This window comes from Phenylobacterium sp. (assembly GCF_036402295.1).
Lineage (GTDB): Bacteria > Pseudomonadota > Alphaproteobacteria > Caulobacterales > Caulobacteraceae > Phenylobacterium.
Genome location: NZ_DASWTE010000078.1, coordinates 13968 through 33231, shown reverse-complemented (window position 1 = coordinate 33231; position 19264 = coordinate 13968). Strand labels below are relative to the sequence as shown.

Here is a 19264-nt window from a genome sequence, read left to right as displayed (position 1 = left end):
CAGAGGTTCAGCTTGGCATGGCCGACCTCGAGGCCGGCCGCCTCGCCCCGGTCACGGCGGCCTCGCCGCTCCTGGTGGCGTACGCCCGCGGCATCGCGCTGCTGCCGGGCGACGTCGTGGAGATCGAGCTGAAGGGCCCCGGCGGGGCGGTCCTGGCGAAGAGCCGGGGGCAGCCGTTGCTGCGGTGGCGGGCGCAGGACCTGGTCTATGTGGGCAAGCGCCGCCCCGCGACGGGCTGGCCGCGCGGAAGCTACGTCGCTGAGTACCGCGTCTGGCGCGCAGGGACCCCCGCCATCCGCAAGCGCTTCAGCCTCGCGCTTTAGCGCGGCGGATGACCGAACCGTGATCGCCCGCCAGCTTCTCCTTGCGGGAGGCGTTGGCTAGGCTGTGCTGTCAGCCAAGCTCTCCAAGGCTGTGTCGCTTTGGCCGGGGGTGGGTTCGTAACGGATCCGCCGCCCGGCCTTTGCATTTGGGGCCCGCGGCGGCTCGTTCCCGACATCGCGCATCGGCAGGCGCTGCAAGGCGTTGCAGCGCCTTCGCCCAAAAGAAAAGGGCCGCCCCGAAGGGCGGCCCTCTGACCCGAAGGTCGCAGTCAGTTAGATGATGTTGCTGAAGCCGATGTCGGCCAGCGTGCGGCCCACGAGGACCACGGCGCCGTCGGTGGCATCGATCGTGTTGTCGTTGGTGGTATCCGAGAACACCACCACGTCCGTCCCGACCTGGACCGCGATATAGTCGAAGCTTTGGCCCGCACGGGTGTTGGCGATCCCGACAGCACCCGAGAAGTCGCTGGCCGTCTCTTCGATGTAGTTGGTCACCGAGCCCGGCGTCACCGCGGCGTAGAAATCGAGGCGGTCGCCGGTTTCCCAGTCGCGGATCAGGTCCATCGAGCCGATCGCCGCGAAGTTGTCACCCGCAACTGACGAGAACGTGTCAGCGCCCGCGCCGCCGCTGAGGTCGTCAGCGCCAACGCCACCGATGATGTCGTCGCCGCTGTCGCCGGCCGAGACGGTATCGGCGCCGTCGCCGGCAACGATGTCGTCCGCGCCCGCTTCGGTGGTGATGTTGTCGTTACCCGCACCGGCGGTGACGGTGTCGTCGCCAGCGCCCGCACTGATCACGTCGTTGCCGCCGAGAGTGGTGACATTGTCGTTGCCGTCGCCGCCAGTGATGTTGTCGTTGCCGCCACCACCGGTGACCACGTCGGCGCCCGCTCCGCCGAAGACAGAGTCGGCCCCCGCTCCACCGGTCACGGTGTCGGCGTCATCGCCGGCGTCGACGGTGTTCGCGCCGTCGCCCGTGATGATGGTGTCGTTGCCCGCGCCGCCGGTCAGGGCGTCGTTGCCAGCGCCAGCGGTGAGCGAGTCGTCACCCAGGTCGCCGAAGAACAGCTTCGCACCGCCGCCGGTCGCCGTGATCGTGTCGTTGCTCTGGCCGCCGAGGAGCGTGTCGCCGCCCGAGCCGGTCGACGAGATCGAGTCCGCGCCCAGGTTGCCGTGCGCAAACTGCGCCGCGGTGCCACCGGCGATGATGAGGGTGTCGTCGCCTTGACCACCGAGGGTGGTGTCGGCGCCGCCGCCGCTCGTCAGGGTGTCCGCGCCCGTGTTCCCTTGCAGGAACTCGGCCGCCGAACCGCCCGTCACCTGGTCATCGCCTTGGCCGCCGAACAGCGAGTCGGCGCCACCGCCACCGGTGATGGTGTCGGCGTCGTCGCCGCCGTCGATGTTGTCAGCGCCCGTGCCGCCGGTGATGTTGTCGGCGCCAGCCTGGCCCTGCAGCACGTCCGAACCGCCGCTGCCGACGATGGTGTCGTTGCCGAGGTCGCCGCTGATGAAGTCGTTGGCGGTGCTGCCGGTGATCTGGTCAGTGCCCTGACCACCGAGAAGCGTGTTCGTACCGGCGCCAACGGCGCCCGTGATCGTGTCGTTTCCGAGGTTGCCGTGCGCGAAGTTCGTGCCCGCGCCGACCACCAGGGTGTCATCGCCCTGGCCGCCGTAGACGCTGTCGTTGCCGTCGCCGCCGTCTTCCGAGTCGTTGCCGGTGTTGCCCTGCAGGAAGTCGTTGCCCGCGAGGCCCGTCAGCGTGTCGGCGCCGTCGAAGCCGAACAGGCCATCGCCGGCGCTCGTGCCGCCCAGCACGTCGGCGTTGGTCGTGCCGACCGACAGCACGGAGCCATCCGCCACGGTCACGTTCTCGCCCAGGATGCCGCTGCCGAAGACCACGGTCCGGCCCGTCGCACCGTCGACGACGGTCACGGTCGTCACGGGGGTCGGGTTGCTCGGAGTCGCCGGCGTCGTGTTGAACAGCACCGTCATCCGCGAGGCGGACGAGGTCCCGTTCAGGACGAGCAGCTGATCGTTCGCGGCGCTGTAGGTCGCAGCCTGAGCGTCCGTGATCGTTTCGAAAATATAAGTCGCCATAGTCTCTCCAGTCTGTGTCACACGGACCCCTGGAACGCTTGACCCCCATCCCCGATGGAGCAGTCCCAGCGGTCCATTACCCCGAACGCCACAGCATTGCTGCGGCGCAGGTTAGACGAGCCCAGGGGGAGACGTATCGGAACCCTGCCAATTGCGCAACCTATAAAAGCCCCCGGATTCAGAGGGGAGAACGGTGTTGCAAAGGCGCCGCTATTCCTCGCGGAAAGCGTCTTCCAACGTGTCCGTAATTGGCGAAATCAGGAAGCTCATAACCGACCTGTCGCCCGTCTTGATGAGGGCTTGAGCGGGCATGCCGGAGGTCAGTTGCAGCCCCCGCTTGAGCTTCTTGAGCTCGGTCGGCGGGATCTGCAGATCGACGCGGTAATACGCCACACCGGTCTTCTCGTTGTTGATCCGATCGGCGGAGACCACCGAGACGGTCGCGTCCAGCGAATCGCTGAACCGCTGGTTGAGGCCGGTGAGCTTCACCTTGGCGGGCATGCCCACCCGCACCTCGTCCACGTCCTCGGGCTTGATCATCGCGGTGACCGTCAGCGGCGTGGTCTTCGGCACCACGTCCATCATCACCTCGCCCGAGCCGACGACGCCGCCGACCGTGAACTGGGTGTTGTTGAAGACGTAGCCTTCGACGGGCGAGCGGACCACGGTCGCGGCCAGGTTCTGGCGCGCGGTCGTCAGGCGCGGGATCACGTCGGCGAGCTTGGTCTGGCTGTCGCGCAGGCCTTCGGCCGACTGGCTCGCGCGCTCGTTTTGCAGCGTCGCGAGCTGGATGCGCGTCTCGCCGATCTGCTGGCGGATGCGCGCGATGTCGGAGGTGAGCTGGCCACGGCGGCCGCCGAGCTCCGCAAGGCTGCGCTCGTAGCGCAGGATCAGCGTCTTGGGCGCGAAGCCCTGCTCGTTCAGCTTCCGGTAGCCTGCCAGTTCCTCCTCGGTCAGCCTCTGCTGTTCGACGACCGATTCGAGCTGCGCCTGGAGGCCCTGCACCTGGGTCAGCTGCTGCTCCACGCGCTGGGCGAGCACCGCCGACTGGCTCTGGAACAGCTGCTGGCGGGTGGTGAACAGGAACTGCTGGTCGCGCACCAAGGTCGCCACCGCCGGGTCGGCCATGCGGGCCGTCAGCTCGGCCGGGAGCTCGAGCGTGGTCCGGTTCATCGCCTCGGCGGTGAAGCGCGCGTTCTGGGCGATCAGTGTATCATATTGATTTTGCAGGACATCCACGGCGGCGCGCTGCTCGACGTCGTTGAACAGCAGGAGCGGCTGGCCGGGCCGCACGAGCTGGCCCTCCTTGACCAGGATCTGCTTGACGACGCCGGTCTCCTTGGCGCGCAGCGTCTTGCGCATGGAGTCGGTGCGCACTTCGGCCATCGCCGTGACGCCCGAGGCCAGCTTGTCCAGCGAAGCCCAGAGGCCGAGGCCGAAGACGAACACCGCGACGACGCCCGCGCCCAGGATCATCGGCCGCCGCAGGCGCTCCTGCAGCTCGGGCGCCATGTCCTTCTGCTCTTCGCCAAAGGTCGGCAGGACATAGTCCTGCCGCGCCGGCGGCTTCGTCAGCGTCGTGAGATCGAACTTCACCGGCCGGCCTCCACAGCGCGCGTCTCAGGCGCCTGCGCCGGCTTGACGAGGCGCGCCATGACCTGGTCACGCGGGCCGAACAGCTCGACGCGCCCTTCGCGCAGGACCAGCATCTTGTCGGCGGCGCGGAACACGCCGGGCTTGTGCGAAATGATCACGACGGTCGCGCCGTTGGCCTTCATGGCGTCGATGGCGCGCATCAGGGCGTCTTCGCCCTCGGCGTCGAGGTTGGCGTTGGGCTCGTCCAGCACCACGAACGCGGGATTGCCCAGCAGGCATCGGGCGAGGCCGACGCGCTGCCGCTGGCCGGCCGACAGCACGACACCGCCCTCGCCGACGTCGGTGTCGTAGCCCTTGGGCATGCGCAGGATCAGCTCGTGCACGCCGGCGAGCTGGGCGGCCTGGACCACCTCCTCGTCGGTCACGCCCTCGCGGAAGCGGGCGATGTTGTTGCGCACCGTGCCGGCGAAGAGTTCGGTGTCCTGCGGCAGGTAGCCGATGTAGCGGCCGAAGTCCGCGCGGTCCCAGGTGAACACGTCGGCGCCGTCGAGCCGCACGACCCCGTTCAGAGGCTTCCAGATGCCGACGAGCAGTCGCGCCAGCGTCGACTTCCCGGCGCCCGAAGGACCGATCACGCCCAGCACTTCGTTCGGGTCGATGGCGAAGTTGACGTTGCCGAGGACCAGCCGCTGCGCGCCCGGCGGCGCGAAGTTCACGCCCTCGACCGACAGCTTGCCGATGGGTCGGGGCAGCGCCGTCGCGGCCGCGGGCGGCTCGGCCTTCGCGAGCAGCGCATTGAGGCGCTCGTAGGCGCGGTACATGTTGTTGAGCGGATCCCAGGCGCCCACGATCTTCTCGATCGGCTGCAGCGCGCGGCTGGCCAGGATCATGTTGGCGAACAGCATGCCCGGGTGGATCTCGCCCCTCAGGATCAGGTAGGCGCCGATCGCCACGATCAGCACCTGCATGCCCATCCGCACGAACTTGATGAGGTCCGTGTAGAAGTTCGAGGCGCCGGCCGCCTCGGCGCCCCGCTCGATCGTGACCGCCCTATGGCGAGCCCAGGCCTGGCCGAGGGTCGGCAGCATGCCCATGGCGCGGACCACCTCGCCGTTGCGCAGCGCCGCATCGGTGAAGCCGTAACTGCGGAGCGCGGCCTCGTTGGCCTCCTTCAGCGAATTCTGCACCGCCCGCGCCTGGACGATCGCGAGCGCGACGAGGACGCCCGCGCCGACCAGGGTCACGACGCCCACGAGCGGGTCGATGATGAACAGAACGAACAGGAAGACCGGGATCCACGGCACGTCGAAGAACGCCGCCGCGGCGATGCCGGTCAGGGATTGGCGGAACTGGTCGAGGTCGCGCAGCGCCTGGGCCCGCGCGCCGGGATCGCCGCGCACCGCCGCGTCGAACAGACTGGTGAAGATCCGCCCCGAGACGCGCTGGTCCAGCGCCACGCCGTAGTTGATCAGGACACGGGCGCGGATGTCGTCGATGACGCTGGAAACGGCGAAGACGAAGAGGGTGACGGCCGTCAGCGTCCAGAGCGTAGCCTGGCTCTGGCTCGTCATCACGCGGCCATAGACCTGGTAGGTGTAAAGCGGCAACGCCAGGTAGAGGACGTTGGAGACCAGGCTGAACCCGAACGCCACGGCCGCGGGCTTGTAGCCCTGCCGCAGGGCGCGGCCCAGCACGTTGTCGGGCAGGTCCGTCAGGAAGGTTAGAAATTTCATCTCGCGCAAGCCATTCCGTCGGGCCGTGCCGGGGGTGTTACACCATACTTTGGCAGAAAGCGTGAACGCCCCGGAAGATATGCTGTTCTGACGCACCCGGTGCGAAGGCCGGCGTAGATGCTTGTACGCCCTGCAGTTGTCAATGCTCGGCCTCCTGGGCGGGTCGCTGCGGACCGTCCGTTCACGTGTGCTAGGAATGCCGGATGGAGCCGCGTATCGCCATCCTCGGCAGCTGCATTACCCGCGACCTGTGGCCAGTTCGCGGCGCGCCGGGCCGCAAGCCCGCCTATGTCTCGAGGACCAGCTTTCCCACCTTGCTGTCGCCGCCGGTCCCGGGCTTCGTCGCCAGGGCCGCGCCGCCGGGCGACCTCACGGTATACGAGTACGCCGCGGTCGTGGCCGAGATTCGGAAGACGGCGCTGGCGGATCTCGTCGCCTATCGGCCCACCCACCTGATCATCGATCTCATCGACGAACGGTTCGACCTGCTGTCGGTGGGCGATTCCCTGGTCAGCCTGAGCGGTGAGCTCGTGCGGAGCGGCCATCTGGTCGAGACGCCGCTGAAGGCGGGTCGCCGGGTGCGACGGCTGTCCGAGGCGTGCGACCGGCTGTGGGCCGAGGCGGCCGGCGAGTTCGCCGCCCTGCTGCGCGCCACGCCCCTGCGCGAAGCGCGGCTGATCCTCCACTCGGCCCGATGGGCGACCCACTACCGGTCCCCGAAGGGTGGCAGGGCCGCGATCACCGGCGTCGAGATCGTGGCCGGCCAAGCCGTCGCCATCCCCGACTACAACGGGCTCCTGGAGCGCCAGGAACGGATCCTCGAGGCGCTCTTCCCGCCGATGGCCCGGGTGGAGGCCGGCCGGCATCGGCTCGCCGATCCCGGCCATCGCTGGGGGCCAAGCCCGTTCCACTACATTCCGGAGTACTACGCCGAGATCGGCCGCCAGCTCGCCGGCCAGGGCGTCGAGATCAGCGGCTCGCGAGTCGCGCCCAGTGCTCTAGCGGTGTGACGCCGCCGCGGGCCAGTTCGGGCCACTTCGCCAGATAGGCCGCCGTCGGGAAGCCCGGCCGCGCGTCCGCGACCGCCCACGCGCCGCCCTGCAGGTAGTCGACCAGCGGGTTCGCGTCGACGGCGAGCGACGCCCCCCTGGCCTCCACGTAGTGCGGCGTGTCGAACCACGGGCCCGGGTTCAGCCCCGCCCGCCCGCCGTCGGAGAGGAAGTGGGTCAGGGGCTCGACGCCGGCGGCGGCGACGTCGGGGTACTGCTCCAGGTACCAGCGGACGTCGAACAGCGGATGCGGCGACAGCCCCTCGCGCCAGCCGGAGGTGAGGTAATGCGAGAGCGGCGGGCCGTGCGCCGCGGCGGGCGCTTGGCGCACGTACCACTGCGGATCGAACACCGGATGGGGGCTCAGGCCCATCGCCCAGCCTTCGCGCAGGTAGTGCGAAAGCGGGTCATCGCCCGCCTCGAGGGCCGGCGCGCGCGACAGGTAGTGGCCGACGTCGAACAACGGGTGGGGCGCGTTGCGGGCGCCCGTGCGCACGTAGTGCTCGAGGGGCGTCATGCTGGTCGCCGCCAGCGCCGCGGCATGCTCGCGCGCGTACCAGGCCGGATGGAACAGGGCGTGGGGCGCCCGCCCTTCGCGCCCTCCGGCGATCAGGTAGTGGACCAGCGGCGCCAGCCGCCGCGCGGCCACGTCGGGGTGACGGTCCAGGTACCAGGCCTGGTCCAGCGGCGCGCGCGGCGCCACGTCGGGGTTCGCGCGACGGCGGACGTAGGCGGCCATGTGACGAAAGTCCCGCAGTGGCCGGCCGCTCGAGCGCCACACCCCGCTGCGGGCGATGACCAGGGCCTGGCCGAGCGAGCCGAGCTGCGCGAGCAGCCGGTCGATGGTCCGCACGATCCGCCCCACCCGGCGCGAGGTCGGCGGGCGAGCGGCATTGTAGGCGGCGACGGCCCTGGCCCGCGCCTCGGACTCCAGCTCGGCGCGCGCGGCGAGGGACTCGTGCAGGGCCACGGTCAGCTGCGTCCGCGTCAGCGATTCGCGCACCTGGGCGTCGTGGGCCAGCCGGCGCGCGCCTTCGAGCTCGCCCTGCAGCTGCTGCACCTTGCCGAGGATCGCGCGCGACCGGGCCGTTTCGTTGGCCGGCGCGGGCGCCAGGGTCACGGCGGACTCGGCCGGCGCCGCGACCTTCAGGCGTTTTCGTGCTCGAGCCATTCTTGGAAACTGCCGCGCCCGGAGGCGAAGGGGTTGGGGAAAGCCTGCTGCAGGTCGACGCGCTCGCGATAGAGCACGCGTTCGCTCTTGGCTATGGGCCGGCCGTCCTCATAGGCGCCGAACGCCCACCAGCGCTCGGGGATCGCCGGGTCGGTCGCCTCGGTGACCAGCCGCTTGTACCAGGCCCAGATCTCGTAGACGGGGAAGTTCTGTCCCGCGTACCGCTTGGTCATCGAGTCGCCGATCGCGCCCAGCTTGGTGAAGTGCCAGAACCGCAGCGGGGCCCCGTTGACCAGGATCTGGCCGTCCTTCTCGACCGAGACGGTGCGGGTGGAGAGGTTCCAGCTGGCGACGTTGTAGCCGGGGTCGCGGATGATCTTCACGCGGTCGAACAGCGCCGGCACGTGGTCGCACCAGCGCTGGTCCACGAACATCCCGTTCGGCATGTCGTCGTAGCAGTAGCTGAGCAGCCGGTCGTTCCACCACCTGGCGAAGCGGGCGCCCTCGCCCGTCGTTCGGATCGCCACGAAGCCCAGGTTGAAGATGCCCGTGCGCGAGGCCGACAGGTCGTTGTCGAGGATCGCCACGTGGTCGTCGTTCGGGTCGATCAGGTGCGGGGTGAGCAGGATGTCGTCCTGCTCCAGCCACCGCTCCAGCGGCTCCAGCGTGCTGAGCGCGGCCGTGTCGGGATCCATGTAGATCACCGCGTCGTAGCCCCAGCCGCAGGCCTGGTGGATGAAGGGCCCCTTCACGGCGGTGCAGACCTCGACGACGTCGTGCTTGAAGAGCCAGCTCTCGAAGTTGGGGATGCCGAGGTCGCTGGCCCAGACCAGGCGGTCGAACGGCTCGTTCGCCGGATCGAACGCGAAGCCTTCCGGCGGCTTGTCGGTGATCAGGGCGGCCAGCTCCCAGTCCGGGCGGTGCTGGCGCAGCGTCTGGAACAGCACCCGCGCCCGGTTCAGGTACGAGAAGGTGAAGCTGGAGTAGCAGAGGATCTTCATGCGGGCAGGTCGAGGGTGAGCGCGCCGTAGCGCAGGTCATGGAGCATGGGGCGGCGCCGGGCGCGGCCCAGGGCGAGGATCTCGCCGGTCTCGAAGGCGGCCCCCAGCGCGGTCTCGTCGGCCAGAACGGCGCCGGCGCCGGTCTCGGTGACGAACGCCTGCACGTTGCCGCTGTCCGGGCCCGTGACCACGGCGCAGCCGGCGGCGACGGCCTCGTAGGCGACGAAGGAGAACGTCTCACGGCACAGCGGCCAGACGAGCACGGCGTCCGGCCGCGCGGCCTCGAGCGCCGCGGCCATGCCCGAACCCACCTCCTGGAACTTCACCGGCAGGGTCGGGTCGCCGCGCGCGCCCAGATGCAGGAACTCGTAGCGCAGGTCGTCGGCGAACCGGACGGCCAGCGACCGAAAGATCGGCCAGCCTTTGTGGCTCACCGGCAGGCCGGCGTAGGCGAGACGGAAAGGGCCGTCTTCCGCGACGGGAGCCGGGCCGCGCGCGACAAGCTCGGCGTGCGGCAGCACCACGGTCCTCGCGGCTGCGAACGGGGCGGATCGGGTCCAGAGCTCCAGGGTTGCCTGGGATGGCGCGGCCACGGTCAGGCTCAGGCGCTCGAACAGCCGCGCATGCTCGGCCATGTGGCGGGCGCGCCAGGGACCGTAGGCGCAGATGCCGCAGGCGGCGCTGTCCGGCGGCGGCGCCGCGCAGTCCTCGACGTCGTTGCGCAGGAGGTGGAAGCCCGCGCACAGGCTCGCGAAGTCGTGCAGCCAGAAGACGCCGGCGTGGAGGCCGGCCGCCGCCAGGATGTCACCCACCTCGTCGGCGCGGTGACCCAAGAGGCTGTGGATCGCAAAGCTCCGCCCGACTGCCGCGCCCGAACAGGCCTGGCGCAGGGCCCGGGCCACGGCGTCCGCGGAGAAGATCCCGACCGGCCGGCCGTTCCACACCACGCCGAGGGGCTCGACATCACCGTCGGCGCGCACCACCGGCCAGGCCCGCGCCGGATAAAGGTGCAGGTGGTCTCGGCCGAGCTCCGCCAGCCGCTCGGCCTCGCGGCGCACCGACGCCTGCAGGCCGCCCAGGTTGGCGCTGTAGTCGTCGTGGCTGAAGGTGACGTGCAGCCGGGCGAGACCCTCGCGTGAGGCGCCGAGTTCCGCGGCGAGGCCGGCCTCGCCGCCGGCGGCGGGCGGCGGGGCCCGCGGGATCCGCTCGGCCACCGGCCGGAACGCCTCGATGATCTCGTACCGGAACCCGTAGGGCGACTCCCGGCGGCGCACGACCGGCCGGCCTGAGGTCAGGTAGTGGACGAACGGATTGACGCCCGACTCGGCCACCTCCGGGAACCCTTGGAGGTAGGCGTCCACGGAGAAGTGCGGCGAGGGATCGCGCCCCTCGCGCCAGCCGTACTGCATGAAGTGATCCAGCGGATCGCCCCCGGCGGCGGCCACGTCTGGATTGTTGCGCAGGTAGAACGCCCGATCGAAGCCGCGCGCGGCGATGGCGTGCTCGCCGTGCAGGCGGCGAAGCTTCCCGCTCAGGGCGTTGCGCAGGCCGGGCGGCAGGGCGGCGGCGACCAGGCGCTTCATGGACGGCTCTCCGCGACCAGATCGGCCGTCATCCCGCTGTACACGAGGTCGAAGACCTTCGCGCCCCGCGGCTTGCGCGCCAGCTCCAGGATCCGGCCACTGGCGAAGGCCTCGACCAGCGCCGCCTCGTCGGCGAACACCCGGCCCACGGCGGCGTCGGAGGCAAAGGCGGCGACGTTGCCGCTGTCGGGCCCGGTGATCACCGCCGCGCCGCCGGCCGCCGCCTCGTAGGCGGTGAAGGAGAAGGTTTCCCGGCAGAGCGGCCAGATCAGCGCCGCATCCACCTGCAGCGCCTCGACCGCCTCCTGCATCGCCAGCGGCCGCTCGCCCGTCACCAGCACGGCGTGGAAGGCCGCCGGGGCCGCCGGATCAGGACGGCCGCCGAGGTGTAGGAACTCGTAGCGCGGGTCGCCGGCCAGGCTGATCGCGAGGTCCCGGAAGACCGGCCAACCCTTCAGCGACGTCGGCATGCCCAGGAACGCCAGGCGGAACGGCCCGTCGGCGGCCGCAGGGGCGCCCTTGCGCGGCTTCAGGGTCGCGTGCGGCCTCACCACCGCATCGTGGGCCGGCAGGTCGGTGTGGGCGCGCCAGAAGTCCAGGGTGGTTCGGGACGGCGCCACGACGGTCATCCGCAGCCGCTCGAAGAGCCGTCGATGCGCCTCGGTGTGCCGGGCCCTGAAGGGGCCGTAGATGCAGATCCCGCAGGCCGCGCTGCCGCTCGGCGGCGCCGCGCAGTCCTCGACGTCGTTTCGCAGCAGGTGGAAACCCGCGCACAGGCTCGCGAAGTCGTGGAGCCAGAAGTAGCCGCCGGTCAGGCCCGCCGCCGCCAGCAGGTCGGCGGTGGCCTCGGGCGCGTGGCCCAGCAGGCTGTGGATCGCGAAGCTGCGTCGCCCTGCCCGGCCGAGGTCGGCCAGCACATCCCGTACGGTCTCGGCCCTGTGCACGCCCAGGCGCTGGCCGTTGAGCAGCACCCCGAGCGGGCCCGGCTCGTCGTCGGCGCGGACAGCGTACGAGGGGGCCGCCGGGAACAGATGCAGGTGGTCGACGCCCAAGTGGGCGAACTGCGCGCTCTCGCGGCGCAGGCACATCTGCAGACCGCCGAAGTTGCGGGTGTAGTCGTCGTGGCTGAGCGTGATGTGCAGGTCGCGCACGGCGCCCAGGGCGCTCGCCAGGCGGGCCGCTGGATCCAGTCGCAGCGCGTCCGCCGCGGCGACCGTCTCGGCGATCCGCTCGCCAGGGCTGCGCAGCCTTGCGATCACATCGTGCCGGAAACCCAGGGCGGACTTCGGCGCCCGCCCCTCGGCGCGGCCGGCGCGGATGTAGTGCACGAACGGATTGATCCCGCTCTCGGCGACGTCGGGATTGTCCGCGAGATAGTCCCGCACCGAGAAGGCGGCGCTGGGGTCGCGGTCCTCGAGCCACCCCGTGACCAGGAAATGCTCCAGCGGGTCGAGGCCCGCCCCGGCGACGTCGGGATTGATGGCCAGGTAGTAGGCGACGTCGAACTCGGCGAGGACGGCGGCCCGCTGCTCGGCCAGCGGGATGCTCGGCGCGCGCCGCCGCTGGGCCCGGCGCTGCTGCTGGCTTTGCGCCGGCCGGGGCGCGTGATCGAAGTCCGGATAGGTCCATTCCGCCGGCGACCAGCGCACCGCGCGGAAATAGCGTCGCGCGTGGCGCGAGGCCGAAACCGACCGCCCCTGATCGCGGCCGTGCTGCAGGTAGTGCGCGAACGGCTCGAGCCCCTCGGCGGCGACGTCCGGATTGTCGCGCAAGTAGTCCTCGGTCGAGAACCATGGCGCCGGGTCGCGCGACTCGCGCCAGCCCGCCATCCGGTAGTGCCAGAGCGGATCCAGGTGGTCCGGCAGGTCCGTGTAGGTCGCCGTGTAGAAGTCGGGGTCGAAGGCGACCGAAATCGCCCGGTGATCCGTCGCAGCCTTGGCGTTGTCGTCGGCGGGGGCCTGGGCGGCCATGGAACTCCGGATCCTGAGTGCGATGGGGGTGTGCAACAGTTGCCGCGGACGATCAAGCCGGGCCCACGAACGCTTGCAGCCGCGCGCGCCGGCCCGTACCACCGCAGTCCGTCATGAGCAAAGCACCCGCCAAGCCCGCCCCGCGCCGCACGGCCTATCTCGTGCTGGGTATGCACCGCTCGGGCACCTCGGCCATGACCCAGCTCCTGGCCCTGGCCGGCGCCAACCTGCCCGCCAACGTGATGCCGGGCGACGAGCACAACGCCAAGGGCTACTTCGAGCCCTGGAAGATCGCGATTTTCAACGACGAGCGGCTGCGCGCGGCCGGATCGGCCTGGGACGACCCGTTCGCCTACCCCTTCCGCCCGCTGCCCGAGGACCAGGAGAACGCGTGGCTGGACCGCGCCTCGGACCTCTTCGACGAAGAGTTCGGGCGGCTCGCCTGGCCGCTGATGAAGGACCCGCGCGCCACCGTCCTGCTCCCCTTCTGGCGCGCCCTGCTGGACCGGCGTTGCGTCGACCTGCGCTGCGTGATCCCGGTGCGCCATCCGCTGGCCGTGGCGGGCTCGCTGGCGCGGCGCGACGGCTTCCCGCCGGAGAAATCGGTGCTCGTCTGGAGCGCCTACATGCTGGCGGCCGAAGCCTACACCCGCGACCTGCCGCGCGCCTTCGTGGGCTACGACGCCCTGCTGGCGGACTGGCGGACGGAAGTCGCGCGGATCGAGGCTGCCCACGGGGCGCCGCTGCCGAAGATGACCCAGGCGGCCGCAAAAAAGGTGGACGGCTTCCTGACCCCCGACCTGCGCCACAACGCCGACGAGGCCGGCCTTTCGGCGCTGGGCTGGGCGGGCGAGATCGCCGAGGCTGTGCACGGCTGGTGCGTCGCGGCGGCGCGCGACGAGGGGCCCGACCGGTCGGCGCTGGACCAGGCCGCGGCCGCGCTGGCGGCCCGTCAGGCCGAGTTCGGCATGCTGGTCTCCCCGGCCACGCGCGACCTGGCCAAGGCCCGAGTGGAACTCTCCGAGGCCCAGGCGCGGCTGGAGGTGGCGGCCCGCTTCGAGGCCGAGCTGCGCGCCGAGTTGGCGCGGCTGGAGGACGGGTGGCGCACGGCCGAGCACGTGCTGGAACAGGTCGAGGCCGAGCTCGACGAGGCGCTGGCGACCCCCTAGGCGCGCTCGCCGCGGCGCAGCCGCGGATCCAGCAGGAAGTACAGCGCCCCGGTGACGGCCGCGATATCCAGCGCATAGAGGTAGCGGTAGTCGCAGGCGATCGAGATCAGCAGGAAGGTCGCCGTGAAGACGAGCGTCCCTGCCAACAGGGCGGCCATCACCAGGTCCGCCGGATCGCGCCGGATCAGCAGCAGGACCCCCACAGCCAGCGCCAGCGCCGCGAAGGCGAGGTGCGACATGGCCGGCGTGTCCAGGAACCAGGTCACGTAGTTGAAGATGCGCTGGTCGTTGCGGTCGAGCCGCTCGGCCATGCCGAGGTCCTTGAGCGCGAACGCCGGGCCGGACACACCCAGGTGGATGGGAAGGCAACGGTCGATGTCGGGTGTGGCCAAGACCCAGCGGAAGGCCTCCGCGCGAACCCGCAGGTAGACGACAGGATCCTCAGTGATCAGCCGAACCCACTCGCGGCGGAGATCCTCGGGCGTGAGCTGGCCGAGCTCGTCCCCGAAGAACGGGTCGCGAGAGAGGTAGTCGACCCGCGTCGGGCTGTAGAGCCGCGGCGCTACGGCGCGGATCCGGTCGTCAAGTCCGGGCCGGGCGCCCGCGATCGTCGGCATCCGGCGCTGCGGATCGAGCACCGCGGCGCCCACGAGGTCATAGCTCTGCAGGATGCGCACGCCGCGATCGCCGGCGCGGTCGGGAAGGCCGGGCCCTTCGGGCTTCGCGACCGCGCTCAGGACGAAGGTCAGCGCCGCGACGGCGGCGAGCCAGCCGGCGCCGAGCATGAGCGCGCGCCGCCACCCTGCCCGCCAGGCGACCGCGGTGATGGCCAACGCCGCGAAGGGCGCGAGGACGAGGCCGTTCTGCCGGAAGAGGCCTGCCGCGGCCAGCAGCAGCGCGGCGATCGCCAGCGCCGGCAGCGGTCGGTTCATGCCCCCGCGCGCGGCGACGGCCAGCACGACGAAGCCCGCCACGGTCGTCGTGGCGAACAGCACATCCTTCCAGACGATGGCGGGATAGATCAGGACCTGCGGCAGCGCCACAGCGCCGGCCGCCACGAGCGGCGCGAGCCACGAGGCCCGCGGCCGCAGCAGCGCCAGCGCGCCCCAGGCCCCGAACAGGAGGACGCCGTCGAGGACGACGACGAGGCCGCCGCCCGGCCAGATCCGGTCGGTGACGCCCAGGAGCCAGCCGAAGATCGCCGGGTTCCACGTTTCGCGGATCCCCAGCCGCCCTTCCCGCAGGGCCAGGATCGAGTCCACCGACAGATGGCCGGGCATGTTGAGCCGCAGCATCATCCCGAGGCCGACGGCCAGGATCAGCCAGTAGGCCGCCCGGACGACGGCGGTCGGAACGGGCGCGGCGCGCATCAGGACCAGGACCGCCCGATCACGGCGAGGCCCGCCACGATGAGCGCGACGCCGGCCCAGTACTGCGGCGAAAGCTGCTCGCGCAGCACGAACATCGCCGCCAGCGGCACCAGCACGAAGCTGAGCGCCATGAGCGGGTAGACGCGGCCCAGCGGCGCATGGCGCAGCGACGCGACCCACAGCAGAGTGGCGCCGCCGTAGAGCGCCAGCGCGACGCCGAGCACGACCAGGCCCCGCGGCTCGTCGAGCGGCCGGCGGAAGTCGATCAGTCCGGAGGCGATCTTGAACAGCAACTGTCCGCCGGCGATCACCACGACGCAGACCAGCGGCGCAGCCAATCCCCACCAGAGGCCCGGCGAGCGCGTCACGCGAGAGGCTCCATACGCTGACAATCCTCGGTCATCCGGGGAACGCCTTCCGACATGCTGATTCCGGCGCCTGGATTGGCCGCCGCGCCCGAACTGGTCAAGCGCCGGCCCGCCCGGCCATCTTCTCGATCGCCCGCAGGTAGGGATGGATCGGCCGATTCGGCACGTTCAGGACGTCGAAGTTCATCGCCTGCAACAGGAACTGCACGCCCAGGATCACCGGCAGGGCGGCCAGCATGACCACGCCGGCCGAAGCTGCCTGGCCCGGCGTGCGGTTGGCCAGGTAGCTCAGCGCATAGCCCACGCCGAACAGCAGCGAGAACAGGCCGAACACCAGCTCGAGGCTGGCCGCGTTGAAGTCGCGCACGAAATACTGGCCCACCACCCGCTGGGCGAAGTTGCGCAGGTGCTTGAGCGCGAACGGCCCCACGATCTGGCCGATCCGGATGTTGGAGACCTCGTCGGCGTAGCGGGCCGGCATCGGCACGTCGCGCACCACGGCCCGGAGCGTGCCCAGGTGGTAGAGCAGGTCGGTCTCGAAGAAGAACCGGCGCGAGACCCGCTTCTCCATGACCAGCCGCGCCACGGTGGACTCCAGGGCGGTGTAGCCGTTCGTGGGGTCGAAGATGTTCCAGTAGCCGGTCGACAGCTTGGCCGCGAAGCTCAGCATCGCGTTCCCGAGCACGCGCACCGTCGGCATGGTCGTCAGGTGGCTGATCGAGGTGAAGCGGTTGCCCTTGGCGTAGTCGGCCTCGCCCAGGAGGATCGGGGCCACCAGCTGGGCGGCCATGCCCAGGTCCATCTGGTCGTCGCCGTCCACCTTGACCAGCACGCGCGCGCCGCGCCGCGCCGCCTCGGCGTAGCCGGCGAGCGTCGCGCCGCCGACGCCCTGGTTCTTCGCCAGCCGGACCACCACGACGCGCGGATCGGTATTCTCGGCCTCGATGAAGTCCCCCGAGCGGTCGGGACAGGCGTCGTCGACGCAGACGATCCCCTCGAACCAGGCGGGCGTGCGGGCGATCACCCGCAGGATGTGCGAGCGGACCTTGTAGCAGGGCACGACCAGCCAGACGCCGGCCCCCTCCAGCGATGGAGCGCCTGGCGCCAGGACTTCGCGTTCGACGGGAGACGGGGTCACGGTTCGGGCCACGGGCCCGGGGCTAACATGGAAGCCGCCGCCGTGGCAAAGCACCCCGCCGGCGCGCCGCTGCGCCCGCCTTCCTCCTGGGTGACGGCTTTCCGGCGGAAAGCCGGGGTGGGGGCTGTCCTTGCGCGACGATACCCCGGCTGATACCTCGCACGCCTTCTGTCGGGAGAGGCCATGGACACCGCCACCCACATGCTGCGGACCGGACGGCGCGGCGCGTCGTTCCAGCTGCAGATGGCGGCGCGGGATGTGAAGAACTCGTTCGGACGGATGGGCCTGGCCTGGTCGCTGGCCACCCACGACGTGGGGTCGCGCTACCGCGGCTCGGTGCTGGGCCCGTTCTGGATCACGCTCTCCATGGCCCTGATGGTGCTGGGGATCGGCTTCCTCTACGCCAGCCTCTTCAACCTGCCGCTCAGCGAGCACCTGCCGTACGTCGCCATCGGCATCGTCTTCTTCGGCGTGATGACCGGGGTTGTGAACGAGGGGTGCGAGACCTTCGTCCTCGCGTCCAGCATGCTCGCCCAGACATCGCTGCCGATGTTCACCTTCGTCTGGCGAACGCTGTTCCGGAACCTCATCAACCTCGCGCACCACCTGGTGATCGTGGTCGCCATGCTGATCTACTTCGGCCAGTGGAAGACGGCCAACGTCCCGCTGGCGGTGGTGGGCGTGGCGCTGATGCTCCTCAACGTGAGCTGGGTCTCGGTAGTGGCGGGCGTCGCCTCGGCGCGCTTCCGTGACATCCCGCAGATCGTCGTCTCGGTGATGCAGTTCGCGATCTTCATGACGCCGGTCTTCTGGCGGCCCGACCGCTTCGGCAAGCACCGGGTGTTCCTCGACTTCAACCCCTTCTACCACCTGCTGGAGGCCGTCCGGGCCCCGCTGCTGGGCCACTCGGTCAATGGCCTGACCTACGTCGTGCTGGTCTCGATGGCGGTGATCGGCTGGATCGCAGCCTTCCTCATCTTCGCCCGCACGCGCCGCCGGATCGTCCACTACCTATGACGACAGCCTCGATCTCCGTCTCCGACCTGACGATCCGTTTCCCGGTCTACGGGGCCGACGCAAAGTCGCTGAAGAAGGCGCTGGCCCGCGCGGTCAGCGTAGGGGGCGCCCTGGGCCGGCACGCCGGCGTCACCGACGTCACCGCGCTCTCGAGTCTCAACCTCGAGCTGAAGGCCGGCGACCGCCTGGGCCTGATCGGCCACAACGGCTCGGGCAAGACCACGCTCTTGCGGGCGCTGTCGGGCGCCTACGAGCCGGACGAGGGCACGATCGACGTGCACGGCCGCATCGCCGCCCTCCTCGATCTCTCCCTGGGCATCGACCCGTCCGCCACCGGCTACGAGAACATCCGCCTGCGCTGCCGCATCTCGGGCCTCTCGTCGAAAGAGGTCGACGCGCGGATGGACGAGATCGCCGAGTTCACGGGCCTGGGGCCGTTCCTGGCGATGCCGGTGAAGACCTATTCGGCCGGCATGCAGGGCCGCCTGGCCTTCGCCGCGGCGACCGCCGTCGAGGCCGACGTGCTGTTGATGGACGAGTGGATCGCCGTCGGCGACGCCGACTTCCAGAAGCTGGCCCACAAGCGCCTGCTGAAGCTGGTCGAGCGGGCCGGCATTCTCGTGCTGGCGACGCACGAGGCCCCCCTGCTCAAGCTCTACTGCAACAAGGTCATGAAGCTCGAAGGCGGGGTCGCCTCCGAGGTCGTCGACATCCGCAAGCTGGACCAGCTGCTGGCCGCTTAGCGTTCGAATTCCCTACCGATCTGGGCTCGTCATCGGCGCCTGGCCCTCCTTGCGCGGCGGTGGTTTGCAGCCGCCGGCCCGGGCTTGCACCACGTAGAACAGCGCCCGGTCGCTCGCGAAGTTCGCGTGCTCGGCGATCGGGTTGGTCTGCTGGCCAGTGATCAGGCTGGGCGCCTCCTGCGGGGCCTGGGCCGCCGCCGCGGCGCTCATCGATTGCTGGTTCCAGCGCGCCAGCGGCGCGCGGCAGGCCGCGGCCACGGCGTCGGCGACGATCCCCGCCTCGTCGCGCGAGCCCGCCAGCGTATAGGCCCAGCGGTGCAGGCAGTCCTCAAGGTCCGCCGCTCCAGTACCGCCCGCCGCGGGCGGTCCGGCGGCCGGCTGGGCCTCGGCCTGGGTGAAGGACTTGCAGATGCCCGCCACGGGACGGTCGCCGCCCTGGCAGGCCGCGAGGCCGGCGCAGGCGGCGCCGACGATCAGGATCCGGCGCATGGCGTTAGCGGCACACGCGGGTGGGCTGGTACACGACGTCGCCGTAGGCGTCGTAGTAGGGCCGCGACTCATAGCGGCAGGCCGGCGCGCGGGGCTGGTCATAGGCCGCCCGCTGGTAGCTGCGGGTGCGCGAGTAGCTGCGGGCCGGCGCACGGCGGCACTTGCTGACCTGATTGCCGACCAAGCCGCCCGCGGCGCCGCCGATCAGCGCGCCTTCGGTGCGGTCGCCACGGCCGGCGACGGCGCTGCCCACCAAGGCGCCGCCCAGGGCGCCGATGATGGTTCCGTTGGTCCGTTTCGGGCAGGCGGCCTCAGCCGCCGGGGCGGCCGCGATGGCCATGGTCAGGCCAGCGATCATGGCGATCGAACGCATAGGGTCTCTCCTGTCGATGGCCGGTCCCTCGGTCGGCTTGGGGGAGAAAACGCCGAAAGGCGCAGTTGGATGCG

At 70.8% G+C, this 19264-nt stretch carries 16 protein-coding genes and 1 pseudogene; 5 read left to right on the top strand and 12 right to left on the bottom strand.

Translation table 11 applies throughout. The features are described from left to right. Nucleotides 1–323 (top strand): annotated as a pseudogene (locus VGD44_RS05180) (M23 family peptidase); the annotation flags it as partial. Between the two features lie 273 nt (nt 324–596). Here VGD44_RS05180 and VGD44_RS05175 read toward each other — a convergent pair. From VGD44_RS05175 to VGD44_RS05165, 3 genes are all read right to left on the bottom strand, one after another. Next, nucleotides 597–2441: a calcium-binding protein gene (locus VGD44_RS05175; RefSeq protein WP_331084577.1), complete on the bottom strand. Its 1845-nt coding sequence runs from the start codon at nt 2439–2441 to the stop codon at nt 597–599. 189 nt (nt 2442–2630) lie between these two features. Further along, nucleotides 2631–4016: an HlyD family type I secretion periplasmic adaptor subunit gene (locus tag VGD44_RS05170; protein WP_331084575.1), complete on the bottom strand. Its 1386-nt coding sequence runs from the start codon at nt 4014–4016 to the stop codon at nt 2631–2633. Then, complete coding sequence (locus VGD44_RS05165) at nt 4013–5749, bottom strand: type I secretion system permease/ATPase (protein ID WP_331084573.1); 1737 nt, start codon at nt 5747–5749, stop codon at nt 4013–4015. Before VGD44_RS05165 ends, VGD44_RS05170 begins: the two co-directional genes overlap by 4 nt. A gap of 203 nt (nt 5750–5952) precedes the next feature. Here VGD44_RS05165 and VGD44_RS05160 point away from each other — a divergent pair, with 203 nt between their 5' ends. Continuing rightward, nucleotides 5953–6759, top strand: a complete 807-nt coding sequence (locus VGD44_RS05160; protein WP_331084571.1) for a DUF6270 domain-containing protein — start codon at nt 5953–5955, stop codon at nt 6757–6759. Here the strand turns inward: VGD44_RS05160 and VGD44_RS05155 are convergent. Genes VGD44_RS05155 through VGD44_RS05140 form a run of 4 tightly spaced genes read right to left on the bottom strand, consistent with a single transcriptional unit; the run spans nt 6719 to nt 12523 of the window. Further along, on the bottom strand, nt 6719–7918 hold the full coding sequence (locus VGD44_RS05155; protein ID WP_331084569.1) for a hypothetical protein: 1200 nt from the start codon (nt 7916–7918) through the stop codon (nt 6719–6721). The genes VGD44_RS05160 and VGD44_RS05155 overlap by 41 nt on opposite strands. 26 nt (nt 7919–7944) lie before the next feature. Beyond that, on the bottom strand, nt 7945–8970 hold the full coding sequence (locus VGD44_RS05150) for a hypothetical protein (RefSeq protein ID WP_331084567.1): 1026 nt from the start codon (nt 8968–8970) through the stop codon (nt 7945–7947). Then, nucleotides 8967–10553: a hypothetical protein gene (locus tag VGD44_RS05145; RefSeq protein WP_331084565.1), complete on the bottom strand. Its 1587-nt coding sequence runs from the start codon at nt 10551–10553 to the stop codon at nt 8967–8969. The genes VGD44_RS05150 and VGD44_RS05145 overlap by 4 nt, the downstream gene beginning before the upstream one ends. Continuing rightward, on the bottom strand, nt 10550–12523 hold the full coding sequence (locus tag VGD44_RS05140) for a hypothetical protein (RefSeq protein WP_331084563.1): 1974 nt from the start codon (nt 12521–12523) through the stop codon (nt 10550–10552). Before VGD44_RS05140 ends, VGD44_RS05145 begins: the two co-directional genes overlap by 4 nt. A 113-nt stretch (nt 12524–12636) precedes the next feature. Here VGD44_RS05140 and VGD44_RS05135 point away from each other — a divergent pair, with 113 nt between their 5' ends. Beyond that, nucleotides 12637–13692: a hypothetical protein gene (locus tag VGD44_RS05135; RefSeq protein WP_331084560.1), complete on the top strand. Its 1056-nt coding sequence runs from the start codon at nt 12637–12639 to the stop codon at nt 13690–13692. On the opposite strand, the gene VGD44_RS05130 is transcribed toward VGD44_RS05135, so the two are convergent. From VGD44_RS05130 to VGD44_RS05120, 3 genes are all read right to left on the bottom strand, one after another. Further along, nucleotides 13689–15062, bottom strand: a complete 1374-nt coding sequence (locus tag VGD44_RS05130; protein WP_331084558.1) for a hypothetical protein — start codon at nt 15060–15062, stop codon at nt 13689–13691. The two genes, VGD44_RS05135 and VGD44_RS05130, sit on opposite strands and share 4 nt — an antisense overlap. Further along, nucleotides 15062–15430: an EamA family transporter gene (locus tag VGD44_RS05125; protein ID WP_331084555.1), complete on the bottom strand. Its 369-nt coding sequence runs from the start codon at nt 15428–15430 to the stop codon at nt 15062–15064. Before VGD44_RS05125 ends, VGD44_RS05130 begins: the two co-directional genes overlap by 1 nt. A 97-nt stretch (nt 15431–15527) precedes the next feature. After that, nucleotides 15528–16568, bottom strand: coding sequence for a glycosyltransferase family 2 protein (locus VGD44_RS05120; protein WP_331084553.1), 1041 nt, complete (start codon nt 16566–16568; stop codon nt 15528–15530). A 183-nt stretch (nt 16569–16751) separates the two neighbouring features. Here VGD44_RS05120 and VGD44_RS05115 point away from each other — a divergent pair, with 183 nt between their 5' ends. Together VGD44_RS05115 and VGD44_RS05110 are read left to right on the top strand one after the other, a co-directional pair. Continuing rightward, nucleotides 16752–17585 (top strand): ABC transporter permease, encoded by an 834-nt coding sequence (locus VGD44_RS05115; RefSeq protein ID WP_331084551.1) that lies wholly within the window; start codon nt 16752–16754, stop codon nt 17583–17585. Next, nucleotides 17582–18328, top strand: coding sequence for an ABC transporter ATP-binding protein (locus VGD44_RS05110; RefSeq protein ID WP_331084549.1), 747 nt, complete (start codon nt 17582–17584; stop codon nt 18326–18328). Before VGD44_RS05115 ends, VGD44_RS05110 begins: the two co-directional genes overlap by 4 nt. A 12-nt stretch (nt 18329–18340) precedes the next feature. On the opposite strand, the gene VGD44_RS05105 is transcribed toward VGD44_RS05110, so the two are convergent. After that, the gene (locus VGD44_RS05105; RefSeq protein WP_331084546.1) at nt 18341–18817 is read right to left on the bottom strand and encodes a hypothetical protein; all 477 of its coding nucleotides are present in this window, start codon (nt 18815–18817) and stop codon (nt 18341–18343) included. Between the two features lie 4 nt (nt 18818–18821). After that, nucleotides 18822–19190, bottom strand: a complete 369-nt coding sequence (locus VGD44_RS05100) for a glycine zipper 2TM domain-containing protein (protein WP_331084544.1) — start codon at nt 19188–19190, stop codon at nt 18822–18824. Between the last annotated feature and the right edge of the window lie 74 nt (nt 19191–19264).

Excerpts from the sequence above, each read along its gene's own strand:
- VGD44_RS05165 (WP_331084573.1), bottom strand. The coding sequence starts at position 5,749 with ATGAAATTTCTAACCTTCCTGACGGACCTGCCCGACAACGTGCTGGGC.
- VGD44_RS05160 (WP_331084571.1), top strand. The coding sequence starts at position 5,953 with ATGGAGCCGCGTATCGCCATCCTCGGCAGCTGCATTACCCGCGACCTG.
- VGD44_RS05150 (WP_331084567.1), bottom strand. The coding sequence starts at position 8,970 with ATGAAGATCCTCTGCTACTCCAGCTTCACCTTCTCGTACCTGAACCGG.
- VGD44_RS05145 (WP_331084565.1), bottom strand. The coding sequence starts at position 10,553 with ATGAAGCGCCTGGTCGCCGCCGCCCTGCCGCCCGGCCTGCGCAACGCC.
- VGD44_RS05140 (WP_331084563.1), bottom strand. The coding sequence starts at position 12,523 with ATGGCCGCCCAGGCCCCCGCCGACGACAACGCCAAGGCTGCGACGGAT.
- VGD44_RS05135 (WP_331084560.1), top strand. The coding sequence starts at position 12,637 with ATGAGCAAAGCACCCGCCAAGCCCGCCCCGCGCCGCACGGCCTATCTC.
- VGD44_RS05130 (WP_331084558.1), bottom strand. The coding sequence starts at position 15,062 with ATGCGCGCCGCGCCCGTTCCGACCGCCGTCGTCCGGGCGGCCTACTGG.
- VGD44_RS05115 (WP_331084551.1), top strand. The coding sequence starts at position 16,752 with ATGGACACCGCCACCCACATGCTGCGGACCGGACGGCGCGGCGCGTCG.
- VGD44_RS05110 (WP_331084549.1), top strand. The coding sequence starts at position 17,582 with ATGACGACAGCCTCGATCTCCGTCTCCGACCTGACGATCCGTTTCCCG.
- VGD44_RS05105 (WP_331084546.1), bottom strand. The coding sequence starts at position 18,817 with ATGCGCCGGATCCTGATCGTCGGCGCCGCCTGCGCCGGCCTCGCGGCC.
- VGD44_RS05100 (WP_331084544.1), bottom strand. The coding sequence starts at position 19,190 with ATGCGTTCGATCGCCATGATCGCTGGCCTGACCATGGCCATCGCGGCC.